The 21,777-nt window shown below is 70.2% G+C and carries 19 protein-coding genes; 10 read left to right on the forward strand and 9 right to left on the reverse strand.

Translation table 11 applies throughout. The annotated features are described in order from the left end of the window. Nucleotides 1-48: 48 nt before the first annotated feature. The 5 genes from OHS59_RS25200 to OHS59_RS25220 all read left to right on the forward strand — a co-directional run bounded on the left by OHS59_RS25200 (nt 49) and on the right by OHS59_RS25220 (nt 2,585). A complete protein-coding gene (locus tag OHS59_RS25200) occupies nt 49-645 on the forward strand; it encodes a hypothetical protein (RefSeq protein ID WP_328499348.1) in 597 nt (198 codons plus the stop codon). Between the two features lie 60 nt (nt 646-705). Next, a complete protein-coding gene (locus tag OHS59_RS25205; protein WP_328495670.1) occupies nt 706-885 on the forward strand; it encodes a hypothetical protein in 180 nt (59 codons plus the stop codon). Nucleotides 886-1,021: 136 nt separating this feature from the next. Further along, a complete protein-coding gene (locus OHS59_RS25210) occupies nt 1,022-1,450 on the forward strand; it encodes a BlaI/MecI/CopY family transcriptional regulator (RefSeq protein ID WP_328499349.1) in 429 nt (142 codons plus the stop codon). 9 nt (nt 1,451-1,459) lie between these two features. After that, complete coding sequence (locus tag OHS59_RS25215) at nt 1,460-1,999, forward strand: amino-acid N-acetyltransferase (protein ID WP_328495671.1); 540 nt, start codon at nt 1,460-1,462, stop codon at nt 1,997-1,999. Between the two features lie 250 nt (nt 2,000-2,249). After that, entirely contained in the window at nt 2,250-2,585 is a 336-nt protein-coding gene (locus tag OHS59_RS25220; RefSeq protein WP_030573823.1) for a histone-like nucleoid-structuring protein Lsr2, read from the forward strand. Here the strand turns inward: OHS59_RS25220 and OHS59_RS25225 are convergent. Next, nucleotides 2,564-3,217: an SCO3374 family protein gene (locus OHS59_RS25225; RefSeq protein WP_328495672.1), complete on the reverse strand. Its 654-nt coding sequence runs from the start codon at nt 3,215-3,217 to the stop codon at nt 2,564-2,566. The genes OHS59_RS25220 and OHS59_RS25225 overlap by 22 nt on opposite strands. A gap of 429 nt (nt 3,218-3,646) precedes the next feature. Between OHS59_RS25225 and OHS59_RS25230 the strand changes: the two genes are divergently transcribed. Further along, entirely contained in the window at nt 3,647-6,175 is a 2,529-nt protein-coding gene (locus OHS59_RS25230; RefSeq protein ID WP_267028510.1) for an ATP-dependent Clp protease ATP-binding subunit, read from the forward strand. Nucleotides 6,176-6,304: 129 nt separating this feature from the next. On the opposite strand, the gene OHS59_RS25235 is transcribed toward OHS59_RS25230, so the two are convergent. Together OHS59_RS25235 and OHS59_RS25240 are read right to left on the reverse strand one after the other, a co-directional pair. Continuing rightward, on the reverse strand, nt 6,305-6,928 hold the full coding sequence (locus tag OHS59_RS25235; protein WP_328495673.1) for an HAD family acid phosphatase: 624 nt from the start codon (nt 6,926-6,928) through the stop codon (nt 6,305-6,307). Nucleotides 6,929-7,079: 151 nt separating this feature from the next. Continuing rightward, nucleotides 7,080-10,193, reverse strand: coding sequence for an NACHT domain-containing protein (locus tag OHS59_RS25240; RefSeq protein WP_328495674.1), 3,114 nt, complete (start codon nt 10,191-10,193; stop codon nt 7,080-7,082). Between the two features lie 161 nt (nt 10,194-10,354). Between OHS59_RS25240 and OHS59_RS25245 the strand changes: the two genes are divergently transcribed. Both OHS59_RS25245 and OHS59_RS25250 read left to right on the forward strand, forming a co-directional pair. Further along, on the forward strand, nt 10,355-11,896 hold the full coding sequence (locus tag OHS59_RS25245) for a carboxylesterase/lipase family protein (RefSeq protein WP_328495675.1): 1,542 nt from the start codon (nt 10,355-10,357) through the stop codon (nt 11,894-11,896). A 445-nt stretch (nt 11,897-12,341) separates the two neighbouring features. Next, complete coding sequence (locus OHS59_RS25250; protein WP_328495676.1) at nt 12,342-13,028, forward strand: M23 family metallopeptidase; 687 nt, start codon at nt 12,342-12,344, stop codon at nt 13,026-13,028. Nucleotides 13,029-13,083: 55 nt separating this feature from the next. On the opposite strand, the gene OHS59_RS25255 is transcribed toward OHS59_RS25250, so the two are convergent. Next, a complete protein-coding gene (locus tag OHS59_RS25255; RefSeq protein ID WP_328495677.1) occupies nt 13,084-13,668 on the reverse strand; it encodes a TetR/AcrR family transcriptional regulator in 585 nt (194 codons plus the stop codon). A 276-nt stretch (nt 13,669-13,944) separates the two neighbouring features. On the opposite strand from OHS59_RS25255, the gene OHS59_RS25260 reads away from it, so the two are divergent. After that, entirely contained in the window at nt 13,945-15,585 is a 1,641-nt protein-coding gene (locus OHS59_RS25260) for an MDR family MFS transporter (RefSeq protein ID WP_328495678.1), read from the forward strand. 364 nt (nt 15,586-15,949) lie between these two features. Here OHS59_RS25260 and cseC read toward each other — a convergent pair whose 3' ends face one another. The 5 genes from cseC to OHS59_RS25285 all read right to left on the reverse strand — a co-directional run bounded on the left by cseC (nt 15,950) and on the right by OHS59_RS25285 (nt 20,629). After that, a complete protein-coding gene (cseC, locus tag OHS59_RS25265) occupies nt 15,950-17,248 on the reverse strand; it encodes a two-component system sensor histidine kinase CseC (protein WP_328499350.1) in 1,299 nt (432 codons plus the stop codon). 192 nt (nt 17,249-17,440) lie between these two features. After that, complete coding sequence (cseB, locus tag OHS59_RS25270; protein WP_328495679.1) at nt 17,441-18,172, reverse strand: two-component system response regulator CseB; 732 nt, start codon at nt 18,170-18,172, stop codon at nt 17,441-17,443. A 68-nt stretch (nt 18,173-18,240) separates the two neighbouring features. Then, nucleotides 18,241-18,897: a hypothetical protein gene (locus OHS59_RS25275; RefSeq protein ID WP_443061496.1), complete on the reverse strand. Its 657-nt coding sequence runs from the start codon at nt 18,895-18,897 to the stop codon at nt 18,241-18,243. Continuing rightward, nucleotides 18,885-19,442, reverse strand: coding sequence for a SigE family RNA polymerase sigma factor (locus OHS59_RS25280; protein ID WP_328495681.1), 558 nt, complete (start codon nt 19,440-19,442; stop codon nt 18,885-18,887). Before OHS59_RS25280 ends, OHS59_RS25275 begins: the two co-directional genes overlap by 13 nt. 257 nt (nt 19,443-19,699) lie before the next feature. Beyond that, nucleotides 19,700-20,629, reverse strand: coding sequence for an A/G-specific adenine glycosylase (locus OHS59_RS25285; RefSeq protein ID WP_328495682.1), 930 nt, complete (start codon nt 20,627-20,629; stop codon nt 19,700-19,702). A gap of 248 nt (nt 20,630-20,877) precedes the next feature. Between OHS59_RS25285 and OHS59_RS25290 the strand changes: the two genes are divergently transcribed. Beyond that, complete coding sequence (locus OHS59_RS25290; protein ID WP_328495683.1) at nt 20,878-21,714, forward strand: hypothetical protein; 837 nt, start codon at nt 20,878-20,880, stop codon at nt 21,712-21,714. Nucleotides 21,715-21,777 lie beyond the last annotated feature (63 nt).

The raw sequence follows: 21,777 nt of genomic DNA on the forward strand, positions 1-21,777 counted from the left end.
GCGCGTATCGTCGCGATCATGCCCACGCCCTATGGATCCCGCGGCGGCATGGCGTTCGGTACGGAGGAGCTGCGTGTGCTCCGACGTGCGCTCGCTCTCGCCCTTCACCCCGGCCCCGCCCCGGCCCGGGACGTCCAGGACTGCCTCCGCCTGGCGGAGAGCGTCGACGAGGCGACCCGCGAGGGCGCCCGGCTGCGCGCCTTCCTGCTGGCCGACCTCGCCCGCTACCGCGCCGCACTGCCGGGGACGGCGGCCGGCTATCTGACGCTCCTGGAGGAGGCCCTCGGCGCCGGCCACCACCCGGTCCCGGACGACATGACCGCCCTGCGCGCCCTGCGCGGCAACCCCGTCGCGGCCGCCCTCCTCGACCGCTGCCTCACGCTCGCGGAGCAGGACGTGCGCGAGCGCCTCGCCCGCCACTCGGTCCCGGCCTCGCGCACCGGTGTCCGTACGCGCCTGACGGCCCTCCCCGGCGGCAAGCCCGCCGAGCGGCCCGCCGGCGATCCGGCCACCCGGCCCGCCCCGCAGAACCCGCGCCGCGACCGCCCCGTCCCGACCCCGGGCGAGGTCTTCCCCCCGAGGCGCAAACCGGCCGCCCCGCCCGCCAACCCCGAGAGCCCCCCTCGGCAGCTCGCCGCCGTGTAGGACCGGCGGTTCGTGACCCCGATCCCCGCGCGGCCCCGGGCCCTGGCTACTCTGGACGGCATGGAATACGTCTCCGCGCTCGTGCCCCCGGTAGTGATGGCCGTGTTCTTCATCGGTCTGATCGTGACGATCGTGAAGACCCAGGGCGGTGCCAACAAGGCCAAGGAGGACGCCGTCGTCGACGCGGTCCTCGCCCGTGCCGAGCACACCCGCCAGACCCCCCGCGACACCGAGGCCTGAGCACCGCTCGGGCAGCGCTTCGCGGCACGGCGTACGACTCATCAGCTTTTCGAGTCGTACGCCCTTTTTGTTGCTGTTTGTCGGCCAAAGCCACGTCCACCACGTGATCGGCGACATCTCCCCCTATTGTTCTGCTGTGCCTCGCCCATTGGGAGAACTCGAAGACTCGGTCATGACGCGGGTGTGGAAGTGGAACCGCCCGGTGACCGTACGAGAAGTCCTGGAAGACCTTCAGCAGGAGCGGTCCATCGCCTACACCACGGTGATGACCGTTTTGGACAATCTCCATCAGAAGGGCTGGGTGCGTCGTGAGGCGGAAGGCCGGGCCTATCGATATGAGGCGGTCTCCACCCGCGCCGCCTACTCGGCGGCACTCATGAACGACGCCTGGACCCAGAGCGACAACCCGACCGCCGCTCTCGTCGCCTTCTTCGGCATGATGTCCCCGGAACAGCGCGAAGCGCTGCGCGATGCCGTGCGTATCGTCCAAGGGCCGGAAACGCCCCCCGTACAGAACACGGCAGGCGAGAACCCCGCCGCCGCAGAGGGCGCGACCGGGGGATAGCGTCCGCTCATGCCAGCAGAGCTACCCGAAGTCAGTACTAATGCCCTCACTGTCCGCCGGGCCAGGACCGGTGATGTACCGGCGGTTCGCGCCCTCCTCGACTCGTACGTCCGCGGCCGCATCCTGCTCGACAAAGCGACGGTCACGCTTTACGAGGACATCCAGGAGTTCTGGGTGGCGGAACGCGGCACCGGTTCGAGTTCGGAGGTCGTCGGCTGCGGCGCTCTCCACGTCATGTGGGAAGACCTCGCGGAAGTACGCACTCTCGCCGTGAACCCCGTGATGAAGGGTGCCGGTGTGGGCCATCAGTTGCTGGGGAAGTTGCTGGAGACCGCCCGCTGGCTCGGTGTTCGCCGCGTATTCTGCCTGACCTTCGAAGTCGACTTCTTCGCGAAGCACGGCTTCGTGGAGATCGGTGAGACGCCTGTTGACACCGATGTCTACGCCGAGCTGTTGCGTTCCTATGACGAGGGCGTGGCCGAGTTCCTGGGGCTCGAACGAGTGAAACCGAACACCTTGGGCAACAGCCGGATGCTTCTGCATCTGTGATCGCCTCCGCGTAATACTCCGGACATACCTCCGCCCCCGACCCGTCGGTCCATGCCCAGGGGCCCTATGTCCGAAACGCGCACGTTTCCGGTCTTCCCGGGTCTCGTCGGTCTCTCCCAGGGGTTTGTGTTTTCTCAGCAAAAGCGGTTTGCTTTCCGACGTACTGCAGTAGTGCATATAACAGGGGACACGAAACTGCGGCAGCTGCCGTGGATCCTCGGCCCTGAAGATATCGATGAAAGGAAATCCGGTGGCACAGAAGGTTCAGGTCCTTCTTGTCGATGACCTCGACGGCGGCGAGGCGGACGAGACCGTGACGTTCGCGTTGGACGGCAAGACGTACGAGATCGATCTCACGACTGCCAATGCGGACAAGCTCCGTGGACTTCTTGAGCCGTACGTCAAGGGCGGTCGTCGTACCGGAGGCCGTGCCTCGGGTGGCCGTGGAAAGGCGCGCGCCGCTTCGGGTGGCAGCCAGGACACCGCGCAGATCCGTGCCTGGGCGAAGGAGAACGGTTACGAGGTCAATGACCGTGGCCGCGTTCCGGCGTCCATTCGCGAGGCCTACGAGAAGGCCAACGGCTGAGCACAGCGACCGCGCAGCCGGATGCGATGGCACTCCGAAGCCATCGTCTCCACGAGACGTACGAGATCGGGGGCGCCCCCACCGCCCCCGCCAAGAGCCGACAGGGTCGGCAGCGACGACTCGACCTCGCAGCCAGGCTCAGGGGGCCGCAGCCAGACGGCGGCCCCCTGCGAGCCGGCGGCACGCAGGTGACCCGCCTGACCCGCCCCACCCGGACCCTCCTCACCCGGTTCCGCCTCGCCGGGGCCGCCCCGCGTACCGCGGGCCAGGCCCGGCGGCAGTGGCGCCTCGACGCGCCCGCCCGAGCCGGTCGCCCCGATGTCCAGCGTGAGAGAGCCCCACTCCAGCCAGTCGAGGAGTCCCGGCAGCTCCTCCGCGCTCCCCGCGGCGACGAACAGCAGCATCCGGTCCGCCCGCACGGCCACCGGAGAGCCCGGCCGCAGATGCCGCAGCGCCGCGTACCCCGCCTCCGCGGGCGCCTCCAGGACGTCGAAGCGCAATCCCGTCAGCAGGTCGACCGGGGTGCCGGGCACGGTCGCCCATCCCAGTTCGTTCTCGTACCAGTGCCGGACCGTGCCGTCCGGACGGACCGCATCGGGCGGACGACGGGGAAAGGGGACCGTGGGGACCATGCAAGGCCAACCGTCACAGGAGCACCCGGGTTACGCTGGGTGGTCCGTCATGTGCGAAGGGTGCCGGAGAAATCGGCGCCCGGAGGCGGTCGGCGGCGCAAGGGTGTTCGCCCGTAGCGGAGGGAACCGGGGCACTCGGCATGGAGTGTCGGTGCGTGCGGGTAAGACATCCCTAGTGGGAGGGGCGACACGCATGGCTCGGGCATCTCACGTTCGCCACCGGCGTACTGATGGTGTGGGTATCTACTTGGCCTGCGGGAACATCGTCTCGCACCATCAGGTTGGAGCAGATGTCGGCGTTCGGGGTCAGGAGGCCAAGGACGGTGTCGGCAGTTGGAATGAGCGGTCCCCGCTTGCGGGACTAAGCTGCGGAAGGACAGGGAGGGGAGCGTCCCCTTACTGCCTGACCGCTCTGAGGAGCGATTAACGATGTTCGAGAGGTTCACCGACCGCGCGCGGCGGGTTGTCGTCCTGGCTCAGGAAGAAGCCCGGATGCTCAACCACAACTACATCGGCACCGAGCACATCCTCCTGGGCCTGATCCACGAGGGTGAGGGTGTCGCCGCTAAGGCCCTGGAGAGCCTCGGGATTTCACTTGAGGCGGTCCGTCAGCAGGTGGAGGAGATCATCGGGCAGGGCCAGCAGGCTCCGTCCGGTCACATCCCCTTCACCCCTCGTGCCAAGAAGGTCCTGGAGCTCTCGCTCCGCGAGGCCCTTCAGCTGGGTCACAACTACATCGGCACGGAGCACATCCTGCTCGGCCTGATCCGTGAGGGCGAGGGCGTCGCCGCCCAGGTCCTGGTCAAGCTGGGTGCCGATCTCAACCGGGTGCGGCAGCAGGTCATCCAGCTGCTGTCCGGTTACCAGGGCAAGGAGACCGCCGGCGCCAGTGGCGGTCCTGCCGAGGGCACGCCCTCGACGTCCCTGGTCCTCGACCAGTTCGGCCGGAACCTCACCCAGGCCGCTCGTGAATCCAAGCTCGACCCGGTCATCGGGCGCGAGAAGGAGATCGAGCGGGTCATGCAGGTGCTGTCCCGCCGTACGAAGAACAACCCGGTGCTCATCGGTGAGCCCGGCGTCGGCAAGACCGCCGTCGTCGAAGGTCTCGCCCAGGCCATCGTCAAGGGCGAGGTGCCCGAGACCCTCAAGGACAAGCACCTCTACACGCTGGACCTCGGCGCGCTGGTCGCCGGCTCCCGCTACCGCGGTGACTTCGAGGAGCGCCTGAAGAAGGTCCTCAAGGAGATCCGCACCCGCGGCGACATCATCCTGTTCATCGACGAGCTGCACACGCTGGTCGGTGCGGGTGCCGCCGAGGGCGCGATCGACGCCGCGAGCATCCTGAAGCCGATGCTGGCCCGTGGTGAGCTGCAGACCATCGGTGCCACGACGCTCGACGAGTACCGCAAGCACCTGGAGAAGGACGCCGCGCTTGAGCGCCGCTTCCAGCCCATCCAGGTCGCGGAGCCGTCGCTGCCGCACACCATCGAGATCCTCAAGGGCCTGCGGGACCGCTACGAGGCGCACCACCGCGTGTCCATCACGGACGAGGCCCTGGTGCAGGCGGCGACGCTCGCCGACCGGTACATCTCGGACCGCTTCCTGCCGGACAAGGCGATCGACCTGATCGACGAGGCCGGTTCCCGGATGCGCATCCGCCGGATGACCGCGCCGCCGGACCTCCGCGAGTTCGACGAGAAGATCGCCGGAGTCCGTCGCGACAAGGAGTCCGCGATCGACTCGCAGGACTTCGAGAAGGCCGCCTCCCTGCGCGACAAGGAGAAGCAGCTCCTGGCCGCCAAGGCCAAGCGCGAGAAGGAGTGGAAGGCCGGCGACATGGACGTCGTGGCCGAGGTCGACGGCGAGCTGATCGCCGAGGTCCTCGCGACCGCCACCGGCATCCCGGTCTTCAAGCTGACCGAGGAGGAGTCCTCGCGTCTGCTGCGCATGGAGGACGAGCTCCACAAGCGGGTCATCGGCCAGGTCGACGCCGTCAAGGCGCTGTCGAAGGCGATCCGTCGTACGCGCGCCGGTCTGAAGGACCCGAAGCGTCCCGGTGGCTCGTTCATCTTCGCCGGCCCGTCCGGTGTCGGTAAGACCGAGCTGTCCAAGGCGCTCGCCGAGTTCCTCTTCGGTGACGAGGACGCGCTGATCTCCCTCGACATGTCGGAGTTCAGCGAGAAGCACACGGTCTCGCGTCTCTTCGGTTCGCCCCCCGGTTACGTGGGCTACGAGGAGGGCGGGCAGCTGACCGAGAAGGTCCGCCGCAAGCCGTTCTCGGTCGTCCTCTTCGACGAGGTCGAGAAGGCCCACCCGGACATCTTCAACTCGCTGCTGCAGATCCTGGAGGACGGTCGTCTGACCGACTCCCAGGGCCGGGTCGTGGACTTCAAGAACACGGTCATCATCATGACGACCAACCTCGGCACCCGGGACATCTCCAAGGGCTTCAACCTGGGCTTCGCGGCCTCGGGCGACAAGAAGACCAACTACGAGCGCATGAAGAACAAGGTCTCGGACGAGCTCAAGCAGCACTTCCGGCCCGAGTTCCTCAACCGCGTCGACGACGTGGTCGTCTTCCCGCAGCTCACCCAGGACGACATCCTCACGATCGTCGACCTGATGATCGGCAAGGTCGACGAGCGCCTGAAGGACCGGGACATGGGCATCGAGCTCTCCCAGTCCGCCAAGGAACTGCTGTCCAAGAAGGGTTACGACCCGGTGCTGGGCGCGCGTCCGCTGCGTCGCACGATCCAGCGCGAGGTCGAGGACACCCTGTCGGAGAAGATCCTCTTCGGTGAGCTGCGCCCCGGCCACATCGTGGTCGTGGACACCGAGGGCGAGGGTGAGGCCAAGACCTTCACCTTCCGTGGCGAGGAGAAGTCCGCACTGCCGGACGTCCCGCCGATCGAGCAGGCCGCCGGTGGGGCCGGTCCCAACCTGAGCAAGGAGGCGTGACCTCCGGGTCCGCCTGAGAGCGACCGCTCGTTGAACGACTGGTCGTCGAACGACTGATGGGGCCGGTGCTTTCGAGCACCGGCCCCATCGGCATGCCGGGGTGCCGTGCGGTGTCGCGGGGGCGACGCGTCAGGAGAGCTGACCGTCGTAGTCCGGCAGCTTGTACGTCTTCTCGGCGTGGCCGCCCGACAGGTCGGTGGCGCTGTTGCCGATGTTCGCGATGATCGTGTAGCCCTTGGCCTCGACGGCCTTGCGCTGTGCGGTCTTGTAGTCGGCCACATCGGTGAAGAGGTCGATGAAGCTGCGCACGTACAGGCCGGAGACCTTGTAGCCGACGTGTCTGAGGTTGTAGTCCGTCACGGACTTGATGATGTCGGGGCGGGCGGTGACGAAGAACAGGGCGACACCGTGGTCCTGCGCGTACCTGGCCACGTCGAGGACGGGCGCGTTGGCCGGCGAGGGGTAGCTGAAGCCGAAGTCGGTCTCCAGCGTGGTGTTGTCGATGTCGAGGACGATGGCCTGCTTCTCGCCCGGGGCCGCGTCGGCGATGCGGTCCTTCAGATGGGGCAGTGCCTCGGCCATGACGGCCCGGCAGTCCTGCTGCCAGGTGGCGTGGTCGACGTCCGCGGCGGCGGACGCCACGGTGGTGGCCGCGGCCGGGGTCGCGGCGGCGGCCGGGCTCATCAGGGCCGCGGTGGCGGCCGTGGCGGCGACGGCCACGCCTATCAGGCGCTGCAGGCTGCTTCCGGTCATGGGTGGGGGGTTCCTCTCGCAAGGGGGCGCAGGGGAGCACGGTCGAGCGCTGCGGGACATGGCTCGTGGTGCATGCTCACGGGCGTGTGGGGCCACAGGGAGGCGACGAGATTACTGGGCGGTAACTGTAGGGCGCCCAGGTGGGGTTGGGCTAGAGCACGGAGTGCGTCTTCACCACGGTGTGCATGCCCGGGAAGAGTTCGAGGGTCCGCTCCGGCACTGCCGTCGTCTCCGGGGCGAGTACGAATATGACTGACCGCAACCCGGGAAACAGAGCCGATACCGTCGAGAGGTCTTCGTTTCCGGTGAATTTGTTGAGACGGAGTCGCTGAATGCCCGGTAGAACGGGTCCTTCCGTCCATGGGGCCGCCGCCCAGTTGAGATGCACTGCCTTGAGTCGGGGCAGGAGCGCGACCTCTTCGCGGTCCGCGGGAGTGAGCGGTGTGTCGAGGTTTGCCAGGCTCAGCGTTTTCAGCGAGCGAATATGGCTCAAGCCGCGCAGCCCGGTGTACATAAGGGCATCCCTGGTGAATCGGAGATACGTCAGCGGCAGGTCACGTGGAAGCGTGGTGTCGAGGGATTCGCCCATGAGCGGTACACCCGTGTCGAGTTCGCGCAGGGTTGCCGAGGCCGAAAGAGGAGCCAGCGCGTCAGGCTGTTCCAGATGTGACATCAAGTTCAACGACAGCCATCTGAGAGGCAGTCCGGCCAATGGGGAGAGGTCGTCCACGTACGGACTGCGGCTGATGTCCAGATGTACGAGTCGGCGCAATGGCGATAGCCAGTTCAGGTCGCGCAGGGTCTGGTTGTCCCGCAGGACGAGATGGAGTGTCGTGTCCGGCGGGAGGTGCGTCCCGAGTTCCGGAGCCTCGATGTTTCCTTCGAGCTGAAGCCGGCGCCGTCCGCCCAGCGAGCGCAGGGCCCGCAGATGCTCCGTCGAGTGCGCCGTGAAGTACAGGTCGTCCTCCGGCAGGTGGGCGACGACCTCGGCCGCGTACCGCTGGAGGTCGAAGCGGTGCCAGGCCCAGGTGAGCTGGGAGCGGACCGGCAGGGAGGGGTGGGTGCGGAAGCGGGCCAGGACCGGGATCGCCGCGTCGGTGGTGATGAGGGACGCGGTGACGACGACCGCCCTGGCCTCCGCTTCGGACAGCCCCTCGGGGCCGGGCAGGAGTTCCAGTACGAGGGGGCCCACCGCGGCCAGCTCGCGGGCCTCCTCCGCCGTACGGGGCGGGATGAGGGTGGCCGCCTGCTCCTCCACGGCGGCCCGCACCTTCGGGTCGAGTTCCGTGGCGTGTTCCAGACCGGCCAGGGCGAGGAGCCGGATCCGGGTGCCCCCGGCGGGCCCGGCCCGGTCGGCGGCGGCCAGCAACTGGGTCAGGAGGTCCGCCCGTTCGCGGGGCCGGGCGTGGGCGACCGCCATCCGGATCACGTCCGACCACTGGTAGTCGGCGGCGTTGCGGACGAGGAGCCCGAAGTCACCGTCCTCCACCGCGGCCTTCGCGCCGAGGTAGTCCTGGAAGGTGCGGTGGACGAACTCCACGGTTCCCAGGGAGGGTTCGCGGAGCAGTCCGCTGCGTACCAGGAGGTGGCGGTAGATCGTGGGCGCGTCTCCCTGGCTCGCGACGGCGGGCAGGGCCGGCAGGGCGTCCGCGACCAGACGCTCGGCGCGCTCGCGGTCCATCTCCAGGCGGCCGTTGCGGATCAGCCAGTACGCCAGCCGCTGCAGGAGCTGGATCTGCGGCAGCTCGGTGAGCCGGACGTCGTCGTGCGGGAGCATGTCCCGCTCCTGGTCGCGGCGCGCGAGCAGCATGGAGAGGGCGGCGTCGTACAACTCCTGGCGGCCGTGCGGCAGATAGCCGCGCCGGTCCCGGTGCAGGGCGCAGATCAGCGCGCACATCAGGGGGTTGGTGGCGAGGCGGCCGAGGTCCGGTTTGGTGTGGACGGCGTCGAGGAGCGAGGTCTCGTACGCGGCGAGGCGTTCGGTGTCCGGGGCGTCGACGCGGGCAGCCGTGTGCCAGCGCTCGACGAACGCCGTGATGTCGTCGCCGCTCATCGGGGAGAGCACGAGTTCCGTGAAGCCGTCCGGGGCGAGCCAGTTCTCGCGGACGGCCGAGGGGCGCGAGGTGACCAGCCACTGGTTGCCCGGGTAGGCGTCGAGCAGATCGCGCAGCCAGCGGCGGGTGCGCTCGCGGTCGGCTTCCGGGATCTCGTCGATGCCGTCGACGAGCAGCAGTCCGCGGCCCGCCGCAAGGACCCGGTCGGGCCAGCCGTCCGGCGCCGCGCCGTGGAAGGGCACGCGGGCGGCGGCGAGGAAGTCGGCGGGCGCGGGCAGCCCGTCGGGGCGGCGGACGAGCGTGCGCAGCGGCAGGACGAAAGGCACCCGGTCGCCGCGCTCGCCCCGCGCGGCCGTCACCGCGAGCCACTGCACCAGCGTCGTCTTGCCCGAGCCCGCCACCCCTCTCAGCAGCACCAGATCCTGCTCGGCCAGCGCCTCCTCGGCGGACAGCGGGAGACCGGGCGAGCCGAGCACCCCGCCGTCCTCGTCGCCCGTGGCGGGGCGCAGGGCCTGGAGGGTGAGGTAGGCGGCGTCCAGGGGCCAGCGGTCGGGCGAGTTCACCAGGTCGAGCCCGTAGATGGTGAGCTGGCTGTGCTTCGTCGCCGTGTACGCGAGAAAGCGCCGCTCGAACGCCGTGTCGCCCCCGCCGGGCAGCGGGGTCCTCGCTATCAACTCGTCGACCTTCGCGATCAGTTCGGCCTGCCTGCGGGTCTGCTCGACGAGAGTCCTCGCCACGAACGTCGAGCGCTGGGTGAAGAAGTGCAGGATGTGCAGGCAGGCCGTGTCGAGCAGCCGCTCGTAGAACAGCGTCGCGTCGAAGCCGAGGTCCCGGTCGGGGTTCCCGGCGGCGCGCCGCAGATGCAGGGCGAGACCCACGTGGCCCAGTGCCACGGCCTCCACGTCCGTCATGGTGAGGTCACCGAGGGCGCGCAGCGTGTCGGCGAGGGCGTGGACGAGGGGCTGTTCCTCGTCGGCGACGACGGGCCGTTCGGCAGCGTCCTTGAGCGCTCGCCGGACCAGCTCGGTGGCGAGCCTGGTCACGTCCTTCGCGCCGAGCGTGCGCTGCTCGCCCTTGAAGGAGACGCGGGACGAGATGCGTACGGGCTTGTCGACCAGGCCCGCGCCCGGCCCCTCCGTCACGAAGAGTTTCCTGATGAGCGGTGTGGCCACGCTGGACGCCAGCCGCACGCCTACGGTCGCCGGTTCCATGACGCTCCCCCGAGGGCATGGTGGGTGGCTGGCCAGCGTAACCGCCGGGACGGGCCCCTGTCCGTGGATCTTGGCGCCACAAATGCGGTGGCCGTACGACCCGGTGCGGCGGGAGGATGCGGGGCGTCCCGAACTGTCCCAGGTTCCAGGAAGGAGCCGCAATGGATGCCGACCGACCCGAAGTCCGCACGCAGGCAGGGGTGTTGAGGGGTACGACCGGGAGGGCCGGCACGGCGGTGTTCCGGGGCGTCCCGTTCGCCGAACCGCCCGTCGGCGCACTGCGGTTCGGGGCGCCGCGGCCCGCGCGGGGCTGGGACGGCGTACGGGAGGCGACCGCGTTCGGGACACCGCCCCCGCAGTCCGCGGCGTTCGGGATGAACGCGCTGGCGCCCCCGGACGCCGACGACGGGGACTGGCTGACACTCAACGTCTGGACGCCCGATCCCGGCCCCGGAGCCGGACTGCCGGTGATGGTGTGGCTGCTCGGGGGCGCGTACGTCATCGGGATGTCGGGTCTGCCCGAGTACGACGGCGGCCGGCTGGCGGGGGAGGGCGGCGTCGTCCTGGTGACGCTCAACTACCGGGTCGGCATCGAGGGGTTCGCGCACATCGAGGGCGCGCCGGCCAATCGCGGACTGCTCGACCAGGTCGCCGCGCTCGAATGGGTGCGGGACAACATCCGCGGCTTCGGCGGCGACCCGGACCGTGTCACGGTCTTCGGCGAGTCGGCGGGCGCGGGTTCGCTCGCCGCGCTGCTCTCGATGCCGCGCGCGGCCGGGCTCTTCCGGCGGGCCGTCACCCAGAGCGTGCCGGGCCCGTTCCTCTCGTCCGCGCTCGCCTCGGACGTCGCCGGAGAGTTCGCGGCGGAGCTGGGGCTGCGGCCGACCGTGGACGACCTGGGGACGGTCGCGCCGGGGCTGCTGCCCGCGGCGGGGGACGCGGTCGGGGCGCGGATGGAGCGGTATGCGCAGCGCTGGGGAGTGCTGGCGCACACGGCGATCCCGCTGGCGCCCGTGGTGGACGGGGACGTGCTGCCCCGCGCGCCCTGGGAGGCGCTCGCCGCCGGGGCGGCACGGGACATCGAGCTGGTGGCCGGCCATACGCGGGACGAGTTCCGGCTCTTCATGGCCCTCGACGGAACGCTCGGCGAGGAGATGCCGGAGGCCCGGGCGACGGCGGCCCTGCGGACGTTCTCACCGGGCGGGAGCGGTGGAGACGGCGGGGGCGGCGAGGAGGCGTACCGGAAGGCGGTCCCGGGGCTCGACGCGGCGGGGCTGTACGAGCTGGTCCGCTCCGACTGGCTCTTCCGGATGCCGTCCCTGCACCTGGCCGAGGCCCAGATCGCGGGCGGCGGACGCGCACACGTCTACGAGCTGGTGTGGGAGGCGCCCGGCATGGGCGGACTGCTCGGGGCCTGCCACGGGCTCGACGTGCCGCTGGTCTTCGGGAACCTGAGCGGTGGGCTGCCCGCGCTGCTGTTCGGAGAGGCGCCGCCCCCGGAGGCGGAGGAACTGTCGGCGCTGTTCCGGGCCGCGTGGACGGGGTTCGCGGCCGGGGAGGGGCCCGGCTGGCCGGCGTACGACGTCGACCGGCGGCCGGTGCGGCTCTTCGACACGCGGCCGACGGTGACGGCGTACCCGGAGGAGGCGTCACGGGCGCTGTGGCAGGGGCACGTCTTCGGCGCGCTGCCGCTGCTCGGATAGGGGCTCGGACAAGCGAAGGGCTGTAGCCGCCGTCACATCCGGTGGCCCCCGGATCTCGCCGCCCGGTGACATGACGCACAGGCGATCTGTCCCCTACTAGAGGCGGTAGTGGCTGACACGGGGTGGACAAAAGGGACCTTTGACCCTAGGGGTGGGTCCGAGGTCCCCCGGGGCGGCCGACGCGGTGGGCGAGGTGGGGTCGGGGCCGGAGGAGGCATCTCTGAAGTGGGCGTAAACCAGACTTCACAGAGAAAACCGGGAGGATTTCGTATTCGGCAGACGATCTGTCAAGGAGTCGGAAGTTTCAGGGTCAAGTACGACTTGGGATCGTAGAAGGGGGTTTTGGGGGTTCGTGGGGGTCCGGGTTACCAAGGGATGACCCCGCCCGGCGCATCGTCAGCGTGCCGGGCGTGCCTGTTGCCCGTCCCCCCGGAGGTAAGTCCGCATGTCGCAGCGCACCAAGTCCCTCGTCCCCGGCACGTCCCAGCTCCGTGCCCGGGCGGCCGTCCTGGCCCTCGGCCTGGGAGTCTCGGCCGCCGTCGGAACCGGGGCCGCGGTCGCCGCCGACGCCAAGCCGAGCGCCGTCTCCCTGTCGAGTGCGGCCGCCAAGTCCGTACAGGAGCAGGCCGCCGCCCAGGCCAAGGCCGCCCAGTCGAAGAGCAAGGCTGCCGCCAAGAAGGCCGCGGCCAAGCCGGCCGCCGCGAAGACGGCCTCCTCCTGGGTCGACCCGGTCAAGAAGTACAAGCTCTCCGCGAGCTTCGCCCAGGCCGGCAACCTGTGGTCGTCCACCCACTCCGGCCAGGACTTCGCCGTCTCCTCCGGCACCCAGGTCGTCGCCGCCCACGGCGGCACCGTCGTGAAGACCGGCGGCAACGGCGCCGGTGACGGTCCCGCGTACGGCAACGCGATCGTGATCAAGCACGGCAACGGCACGTACTCGCAGTACGCGCACCTGTCCCGCGTGGACGTGAAGCCCGGCCAGGTCGTGAAGACCGGCCAGCGGATCGCGCTCTCCGGCAACACCGGCAACTCCAGCGGGCCGCACCTGCACTTCGAGATCCGTACGTCCGCCAACTACGGCAGCGCGGTCGACCCGGTCGCGTTCCTGCGCTCCAAGGGCCTGAGCCTCTGAGCTTCTGAGTCCCAGAGCTTCTGAGGGCCTGAGGGCCTGAGGGTCTGCAAGGGCCTCAGGACTCGTGCGGGCCCGAGTGCGCCCGTGTGACCAGATCGATGGCGACCTCCAGGACGGCTTTCCGCTTGTCCTCGGGGTCGCCTTCCATGTCCTTGAGGGCGAACATCCCGGCGTGCATGGTGAACAGGGCGCTCACGCAGCGGACCTGGTCCGTCAGCGGGGCGTCGGGCTCCCTGATGATGTCCAGCATCTTGACCATGCGGTCCTTGAAGGACTCGCCGATGCTCAGCTCGCGGATCGTCGCCTGGTTCTCCTGCATGAAGCGGAAGAGGGGGGCCGCGTCGTTGAGCGCCTTGCTGTACCGGCTCAGGAGTTCCCGCTTCGTGTCGAGGGAGTGCGGCTGCGCCTTGCCCCACTCGATCAGCTCGTCCATCGGCCTCGTCAGATCCTCGAAGAGGCTGATGAGGATGTCTTCCTTGGTCTTGAAGTGGTAGTAGAGCGCCGCCTTCGTGACGTCCAGCCGCTCGGCGATCTCGCGCAGGGACGTCTTCTCGTAGCCCTGCTCGGCGAAGAGTTCGATGGCCACGTCCTGGATGCGCTGGCGGGTGTCTCCGCGCCGCCGCTGCCTGCTGCCGTCCATCGTGGCCGCTCCTCGTCCTGGTCGCACGCCCCTCGGCGTGGGTAAAGAAAAACTTACTTGACGCCCGGCTAGTTACGGGTCTACTTTCCCCAGTGTAGTCAACTTGCCGGTCGGCAAGTAAGTAGCAATGCGGTACCCAGGGGAGTGGGCAGAGTGGCGGACACCAGGACGGCCGGGGCGGCCGGAGCAGCGGATGGAACGGAGGCGCCGGAGACGGGGCCGGGGCCGACGGACGCGTCAAGGAGCCCGCGACGGCCGAGGCGGCCGATCAAGCCGATGAAGCCGGCGAAATCGGCGAAGCCGGGGAACTCGGGGGAGCCGGTGGACGCGCTGACCAAGTCCGAAGAGGCACCGCAGGCACCGGCGGACGCCGCGGAGGCGGGCAAGCAGCCCAGGAGCGTACGCGTCGTCCTGATGGCACTGATGATCGCGATGATGCTCGCGATGCTCGACAACATGATCATCGGCACCGCGATGCCGACCATCGTGGGCGAGCTGGGCGGCCTGGAGCACCTGTCGTGGGTCGTCACCGCCTACACGCTCGCGACCGCCGCCTCCACCCCGATCTGGGGCAAGCTCGGCGACATGTACGGGCGCAAGGGCATCTTCATGACGTCCATCGTGCTCTTCCTGATCGGGTCGGCGCTGAGCGGAATGGCCCAGGACATGGGCCAGCTCATCGGGTTCCGGGCGATCCAGGGACTCGGCGCGGGCGGTCTGATGGTCGGCGTCATGGCGATCATCGGTGACCTGATCCCGCCGCGTGAGCGGGGCAAGTACCAGGGCATGATGGCCGGCGTGATGGCCCTCGCCATGATCGGCGGACCGCTGATCGGCGGCACCATCACCGACAACTGGGGCTGGCGCTGGTCCTTCTACATCAACCTGCCGCTCGGTGTCATAGCGCTGATCGCCGTCAGTGCCGTACTGCATCTGCCCAAGAAGCGGGTGGACGCGCGAATCGACTATCTGGGCGCCGCGCTGCTCACCGTGGGCATCACCTCGATCGTGCTCGTCACCACCTGGGGCGGCACCGAGTACGCCTGGGGCTCCGCCCGGATCATGGAACTGATCGCCATCGGGGTCGCCGCGCTCATCGGCTTCCTGTTCGTGCAGACCAAGGCCGCCGCGCCGGTCATGCCGCTGCACATCTTCCGCAGCCGCAACTTCACGCTGATGTCCGTCGTCGGCTTCGTCACCGGGTTCGTGATGTTCGGCGCGGTGCTGTTCCTGCCGCTCTACCAGCAGTCGGTACAGGGTGCGTCCGCGACCAACTCCGGACTGCTGCTGCTCCCGATGCTCGGCTCGATGCTCGTGACCTCGATGGTCTCCGGACGAGTGACCACCAACACCGGTCGCTACCGGGTCTTCCCGATCGTGGGCAGCGCGCTGATGGTCGTCGGGCTGTACCTGCTGTCGCTCATGGACACCGACACGTCCCGGCTGACGTCCGGTCTGTACATGGCCGTGGTGGGTGCGGGCATGGGCTGTCTGATGCAGATCACCATGCTCGTCTCGCAGAACAGCGTCGAGATGAAGGACATGGGCGTCGCGTCGTCCAGCTCCACGCTGTTCCGTACGCTCGGCTCGTCCTTCGGCGTCGCCATCATGGGGGCGCTGTTCAACCACCGGGTCCAGGACGTGATGTCCGAGCGGGCCGGTGCGCTGGGGTCCAAGGTGACCGAGCAGTCCGCGCAGCTGGACGCGGCGAGTCTGGCGAAGCTGCCGGTGGCCGCGCGGGAGGCGTACCAGCACGCGGTGGCGTCCGGGACGCACTCGGCGTTCATGCTGGGGGCGGTTGTCGCCGTGGTCGCGCTGGTGGCGGCCGTGTTCGTGAAGGAGGTTCCGCTTCGGGGGGCGGGGGCCTCCGCCCCCGGCGGTTCCGGTGAGGACAAGGCTGTGGAGGCTGCTGTCTAGCCTCCCGGCTCGTGGGCCTTGGGCCCTGGCCGCTGGCCCCTGGTTTCGGACGGTGTCCGGGGCCGGGGGCCTTTTCTCGCCCCCGCCGCCCCTACCCGTTCCCGTCACCACCTCAGGGGCTCCGCCCCCGAACCCCCGCTCCTCAAACGCCGGAGGGGCTGATTGGGCGGGCGCCGGAGGGGCTGAAAAGTCAGACGCCGGCCGGGATGAGGGGCCGGGGCGCGGGGAACTGCGCGGCCGGCCCCCACCGGCCCGCAGTCGAAACCCGGGAGCCCCGGAGCCCCGCTCTCAGCCCGTCCGGCGTCTGAGGACAAGCGCGGGAGCGCGATCGCGGGGGCCCGGGGGCGGCAGCCCCGGGGGCAGGTCACTCCGGCAGCATCGGATAACTGCCCGTGTTCGTCGGCGCGTGCTCCGGAAGCCACAGCACCGCCACCGCCCCCTCCGAGGGAACCCCCTCCGGCGCCCCCACGGCCCGCACGTTGCGAAACGTGAGCCGCGCCCCCAGCACCCGTGCCTGCCCCGCCGCGATGGTGAGCCCCAGCCCGTGCCCGTGCCCGGCCCGGTCACTGCTGCCGGTGCGGAAACGGCGCGGCCCGTCGGCGAGCAGGGCCTCGGGGAACCCCGGCCCGTGGTCGCGGATCCGGATGACCCGGCCCTCGACCGTGACCTCGATCGGCGGCTTGCCGTGCTTGGCGGCGTTGACCAGCAGGTTGATGAGAACCCGTTCAAGCCGGCGCGGATCGGTGGTGACCGCCGACTCGTGGACCACCCGGACGATGATCCCCGGGTCCCGCGCGATCATCCGCCGGGTCACGAACTCGCCCAGCACGATGTCCTGCAACTCGGCCCGCTCCGACGCGCTGTCCAGCCGGGCCACCTCCAGCACGTCCTCGACCAGCTGACGCATCGCCTGTGCCCGGTCCCGTACGAGTTCCGTCGGGCGTCCGGGCGGCAGCAGTTCGGCCGCGGTGAGCAGCCCGGTCACCGGGGTGCGCAGCTCGTGCGCGATGTCCGCGGTCACCCGCCGCTCGGCCTCGATGCGCTGCTGCAGGGCGTCCGCCATCGCGTCCACGGCCCGCGCTAGGTCGTCCGTCTCGTCGCGCACGACCCCGCCGATGGAGTCCCGCACCCGTACGTCCGGTTCGCCCTGGGCGACCCGCCGGGCCGCCGTGGCCGCCTTGCGCAGCCGTCGTGAGAGCTGCCCGCCGATGAGTACGCCGAGCGCGCAGCCGCCGAAGACCACCGCGATCGAACCGATGAGCAGCGCCTCGTCGAGGTCCTTCAGCACGGTCGTGCTGCGGTCGGTGAAGTTCGTGTGCAGCGACAGGATGCGGCCGTCCTTGAGCGGTACGGCCGCCCAGATGTCGGGCACGCCGTCCGAGCGCTCCGTCACGAAGGTCGCCCGGCGTCCGGCCTTGGCCTTCGCCAGCAGGTCCTTCGGGATGGCGGGGTCGTCGATCTTGATGCCGGGGAAGTTGGGCCGCCCGGACGCCTCGTAGTTCCGCTGCGCGATCTGGACGCGTTCGTCCGCCAGGTCGCGCGCGTTGTCGAGCATCGAGACCCGGGCCGCGTTGTGCACGACCAGGCTCAGCGCGACGGCCACCAGCGCTCCGACCGCCGCGATCGCGGCACTCAGCTTCCATCTGATCCCCGTACGCGGCATCAGGCGCCCGAGTCGCTCGCGCGGATCGGCTCGACCGGTGGCCCGGCCCGCCAGGCCGGCCCGACCGCGTCCTTCTCCGACCATGCCCCGCCCACCGCGCCCGTCTCCGTCAAGCTCGTCGCGCCCGCCCTGGCCGCCACGCCCGGCGGCCGGGTTCTCGTTCGTCCCCCGCATCGTCCTCGTCCGCTCCGCTCAGGCCTTCAACTTGTAGCCGAAGCCGCGGACCGTCTCGATCCGGTCCTGGCCGATCTTCGTACGCAGCCGCTGCACATGGACGTCGACGACCCGGGTGTCACCGCCCCAGCCGTAGTCCCACACCCGCTCCAGAAGCTTGTCGCGCGACAGGACCGTACCGGGCGAGGACGAGAACTCCAGGAGCAGCCGCATCTCCGTGGGCGTCAGCGCCACCGGGGCGCCGCCCCTGCGCACCTCCATGCCCTCCGTGTCGATCTCCAGTTCGCCGGCGCCGGAACCGGAACCGAAGGTCAGCACGCCACCGCCGGGGTCGGACGACGTGCCGTCGGCCGCGTCGGCGGAGCGCGGGCCGCTCGCGTGCCCGAAGCGCCGCAGCACGGCCCGGATGCGCGCGACCAGCACCGCCCCGTCGAAGGGCTTCGTCACATAGTCGTCGGCGCCCGCCTCAAGACCCAGGACGACGTCGATGGAGTCGGCGCGGGCCGACAGCATGATCACGGGAACGGTCGACTCGTCGCGGATCCGGCGGCACAGCGACACCCCGTCCAGGCCCGGCACCATCACGTCGAGGAGCGCGATGTCCGGCTGGTCCGCACGGAACGCGGCCAGCCCCGACAGCCCGTCGGGCATGGCGGTGACCACGAAGCCGTCGCGCTCCAGCGCGAGTTGGGTGGCCTCGCGGATGACGTCGTCGTCCTCGACGAACAGGACATGGGTCTGTTCTGCCATCCGGTGCTCTCAGTTTCTCGGTCGGTGGATCGTGGCGATGTGAGGAAAGGGGGGCGCGGCCGCACGGCCTACTGCTCGGTCGGGGCCTGCGACTCGCCGCCCACCACTTTGCTGTAGTCGTTGTGCGTCCTGGCCTGCTCCGTGAAGCGGGTCGCCCGCCAGCGGTACGTGATCACTTCCTCGCCGGACGGATACGTCACCGAGTCGTCCTTCTCGTACACCTGCTGGGTGATCACCAGGTCGCCCCGGTCGATCTCCGCGTACACGGGCGGCTCCTCGGCGCGGAAGACGTTCTTGTAGACATCGCCCTCCTCGCGGTACACGTACGAGCCGACGCCGACCGCGTCCCCGCAGGTCATCACGTTGATCACGACATCGGCGGCGGAACCGCCGGTGAGGTTCCCGTACGACACGTCGACCGGGTACTCGTCGCCGACGCACGGCTTCAGGTCGCGCTTGACCGCCGGACTGACGCCGGGGTCGGCCTTCACGAGCCGCACCGCGTTCACCCGGCGGTCGGGGGTCGAGGAGGGCGAGGCGGAGGCGGGGGCCGGGGCGCTCCCGGCGACCGAGCGGGAGAGGGCCGGGCCCTCGTCCCGGGCGCCGGTGCCGCCCGTACCGCAGGCGGACACGGAAAGGCCGAGGGCGGCGAGCACGGCCGCTGCCGTGATCACCGCCTTTCGGGCCCCACGGGCCCGGGGAGCCTCTGTGTCTAGGCCGCGCAACGCTCCCGCTCCTCACGCCCCGGCAGACGTACGCCGAGCTCGTCGTTCTCGTCGGACGCCCGGCGCTCCAGCTCCTCGCGGAGCCGGGCCAGCGCCCGGTGCAGAGTGCTCTTGACCGTGCCGGCCGACATGCCGAGGGCGGCGGCCGTCTCCTCCGTGGACATCTGCTCCCAGTGTCGCAGCACGACGACGCTGCGCTGCTTGGGAGCCAGCACCTTCATGATGTCCATCAGGAGCGCGCGGTCCGCGTGCTGCTCGGTGGAGTCGTCGACGCTCGCGTCCGGCAGCTGCTCGGTGGGGACTTCCTCCAGCTTGCGGGCCCGCCACCACTCCGTACGTGTGTTGATCATGACGCGGCGCAGATAGGCGTCGGCGAGGCGCTTGTCCGCTATGCCGTCCCAGCGTCCGTACGTCCGTACCAGCGCGGTCTGGAGGAGGTCCTGGGCGTCGACGGGGTCGGGGACCAGGCGGCGTGCGCTGCGCAGCAGCGCGTCCTGCCGGGTGCGTACGTACTCTTCGAATTCGAGCACCTCGCCGTGCGCCATTTCAACCGCCTCCGTCCCCGTTCCGACCTGGTTGCTGCCGGGTGTCCGTTGCCTGCCGTACCGCTGTTCCGCGGTACGGCACTGAAGTTACGGAGCTGTTGTCACGGGGGTGTCCGAGCGAGCATGCGAGGAGCGCTCGGCTGTCCATAGGTTGTGTAACGGAAGTAAGGGCTGGTTAAGACGGGGCGACGACTGATGCGGGTACGGGGCGATTTGCCCGCCGCGGGCCTGTCACCGGGCTCGGTGACACCTGTGGGTCAGCTCTGCGGGAGCCGGTACAGACCGTCGGCGAGCGGTTCGACCAGTCCGTCGGAGACCAGTCCGTCCAGGGCGCGGGCCCGTTGCACGGGCTCTTCCCAGACCCGGTCGAGGGCCGACTGGGGTACCGGGGTGACCGCCTCGCGCAGTACGGCGAGCAGCCGGCCGCGCACCTGCCGGTCCGTGCCCGCGTAGGTCTGGCCGCGCCGTGGCGGTCCGTCGTGCGCGGGCTTCCCGGCCAGCCGCCAGGTGCACAGGGCGGCGATCGGGCAGCGTACGCACGTCTCGTTCTTCGCCGTGCAGACGAGCGCGCCCAGTTCCATGGACGCGGCGGCCCAGAGCGCGGCCGTGTGCTCGTCGTCGGGCAGGAGGGTGCGGGCGAGCCTGCGTTCGGCGGCGGTCGTGGCGTTCGGCGGGTACTGCACCCCGGTGACGGCCCGTGCGAACACGCGCCGCACGTTCGTGTCGAGGACGGCGTGCCGCTGCCCGTACGCGAAGGAGGCCACCGCCGCCGCCGTGTACTCGCCGATACCGGGCAGCGCGAGCAACTGCGCGTGCTCCGTGGGTACGTCGCCGCCGTGGCGCTCCGTTATGGCGACCGCGGCGCCGTGCAGACGCAGGGCGCGCCTGGGGTAGCCGAGCCGGCCCCAGGCGCGGACGGCCTCGCCCGGCGCGTCCTCGGCGAGATCGGCGGGGCGCGGCCAGCGGGCGATCCACTGCTCGTACACGGGGAGCACCCGGCTCACCGGTGTCTGCTGGAGCATGAACTCGCTGACCATCACCCCCCAGGGGCCCGCGTCGGGGCGCCGCCACGGGAGATCGCGCGCGTTCTCCTCGAACCAGTCGATGACGGGGGCGTGCAGGTCGTCGCCGACGGTCTCGGGTGTGTCGGCCTGGGCGTGGGACGGGGGTTTCGTGGGAGCAGTCATGGCACGGCCGATTGTTCCATGCGGGGGTGCTTCCGCGGGCTCGGGCGCGGTGCGTCGTGTGTTGGCCGCGGGCCGGTGAGGGCTTGTCGCGCCGCGCGGCGGACCCGCACATGTCATCGTCCCGCGCCCCTCGGTGGCAGGGCCGCTGTCCGCTTTGAACAGCACCCGTGCAGATGATCGGAAAAAGTTGGGGGGTTGAGCGGCGGGTGAGGCCGGTGAAGCCCCCGATCTCTCGTAGAGTTTGCGCCGTGGGATCACTGCGCAATCCGGTCGGGCCGCTTCCCTCCTCCATCTACTGGCGACGGAGGGCCATTCTGGCGTCCATGTTCGCCGTGATGGCGCTGTTGGTCACGTGGGTGGTGACCTCCGACGGCGGTGGCGGCAACCACAACGACGCCGACGGCTCCAACGGCAAGAACCCCACCGCGTCGATCACCCCGGGCCCCTCGGGGTCGGACCCCGCGATCAGTCAAGCCCCGGGCGGGCGCGACGAATCGAGCGGTGGAGGTGACGGCGGCTCCGAGGGTTCGGGCGGCTCCGGCGGGTCGGCGGGTTCCGGTGGCTCGGGCGATTCCGCGTCGGGCGGGGCCGGTTCCGGTTCCGGCGGTTCCGGCGGGGGTGGCGGGGACGACGGTGAGGGCGGCGGCGGTTCGGGCGACACGGTTCCGGCCGGGTCCAGCCTCCCCGACTGCACCACCGGCTCGGTGAAGTTGTCGGTGCGCAGCGTGCACAACTCGTACACGCCCGACGAGAAGATCACCTTCGAACTCATCGCGAGGAACTCCTCGGGCAGCGACTGCAAACTCGATCTCGGCCCCAAGAGCGCGGTCCTGACGATCACTCAGGCGGAGAGCGACGACGAGATCTGGTCGTCGGCCGACTGCCCGACGGGTGCCGCGAGCGTGCTCTTCCGGATCCCCGCGAACGACCGGGTCGTCCGCACGGTCGAGTGGAACCGCAAGGCGAGCGCTCCGCAGTGTGCGACTCCGCCGGCGCTTTCGGCCACGCCCGGCACGTACTTGGTCGAAGCGAAGCCGCCGGGCCTTCCCAAGACCCGGACCTCCTTCGTCCTGAAGAAGGACTAGCACCGGGCCGCCTGCGACGGCGGGGACCGACTGGCTGGGCCCGACTCTCGGACGCGGGCCCGG

It is taken from the genome of Streptomyces sp. NBC_00414 (assembly GCF_036038375.1).
Lineage (GTDB): Bacteria > Actinomycetota > Actinomycetes > Streptomycetales > Streptomycetaceae > Streptomyces.

What these genes read in the sequence shown, in the direction of transcription:
- OHS59_RS25200 (WP_328499348.1), top strand. Translation starts at nt 49, where the DNA reads ATGGCGTTCGGTACGGAGGAGCTGCGTGTGCTCCGACGTGCGCTCGCT.
- OHS59_RS25205 (WP_328495670.1), top strand. Translation starts at nt 706, where the DNA reads ATGGAATACGTCTCCGCGCTCGTGCCCCCGGTAGTGATGGCCGTGTTC.
- OHS59_RS25215 (WP_328495671.1), top strand. Translation starts at nt 1,460, where the DNA reads ATGCCAGCAGAGCTACCCGAAGTCAGTACTAATGCCCTCACTGTCCGC.
- OHS59_RS25225 (WP_328495672.1), bottom strand. Translation starts at nt 3,217, where the DNA reads ATGGTCCCCACGGTCCCCTTTCCCCGTCGTCCGCCCGATGCGGTCCGT.
- OHS59_RS25230 (WP_267028510.1), top strand. Translation starts at nt 3,647, where the DNA reads ATGTTCGAGAGGTTCACCGACCGCGCGCGGCGGGTTGTCGTCCTGGCT.
- OHS59_RS25235 (WP_328495673.1), bottom strand. Translation starts at nt 6,928, where the DNA reads ATGACCGGAAGCAGCCTGCAGCGCCTGATAGGCGTGGCCGTCGCCGCC.
- OHS59_RS25240 (WP_328495674.1), bottom strand. Translation starts at nt 10,193, where the DNA reads ATGGAACCGGCGACCGTAGGCGTGCGGCTGGCGTCCAGCGTGGCCACA.
- OHS59_RS25245 (WP_328495675.1), top strand. Translation starts at nt 10,355, where the DNA reads ATGGATGCCGACCGACCCGAAGTCCGCACGCAGGCAGGGGTGTTGAGG.
- OHS59_RS25250 (WP_328495676.1), top strand. Translation starts at nt 12,342, where the DNA reads ATGTCGCAGCGCACCAAGTCCCTCGTCCCCGGCACGTCCCAGCTCCGT.
- OHS59_RS25255 (WP_328495677.1), bottom strand. Translation starts at nt 13,668, where the DNA reads ATGGACGGCAGCAGGCAGCGGCGGCGCGGAGACACCCGCCAGCGCATC.
- OHS59_RS25260 (WP_328495678.1), top strand. Translation starts at nt 13,945, where the DNA reads ATGAAGCCGGCGAAATCGGCGAAGCCGGGGAACTCGGGGGAGCCGGTG.
- cseC (WP_328499350.1), bottom strand. Translation starts at nt 17,248, where the DNA reads ATGCCGCGTACGGGGATCAGATGGAAGCTGAGTGCCGCGATCGCGGCG.
- cseB (WP_328495679.1), bottom strand. Translation starts at nt 18,172, where the DNA reads ATGGCAGAACAGACCCATGTCCTGTTCGTCGAGGACGACGACGTCATC.
- OHS59_RS25280 (WP_328495681.1), bottom strand. Translation starts at nt 19,442, where the DNA reads ATGGCGCACGGCGAGGTGCTCGAATTCGAAGAGTACGTACGCACCCGG.
- OHS59_RS25285 (WP_328495682.1), bottom strand. Translation starts at nt 20,629, where the DNA reads ATGACTGCTCCCACGAAACCCCCGTCCCACGCCCAGGCCGACACACCC.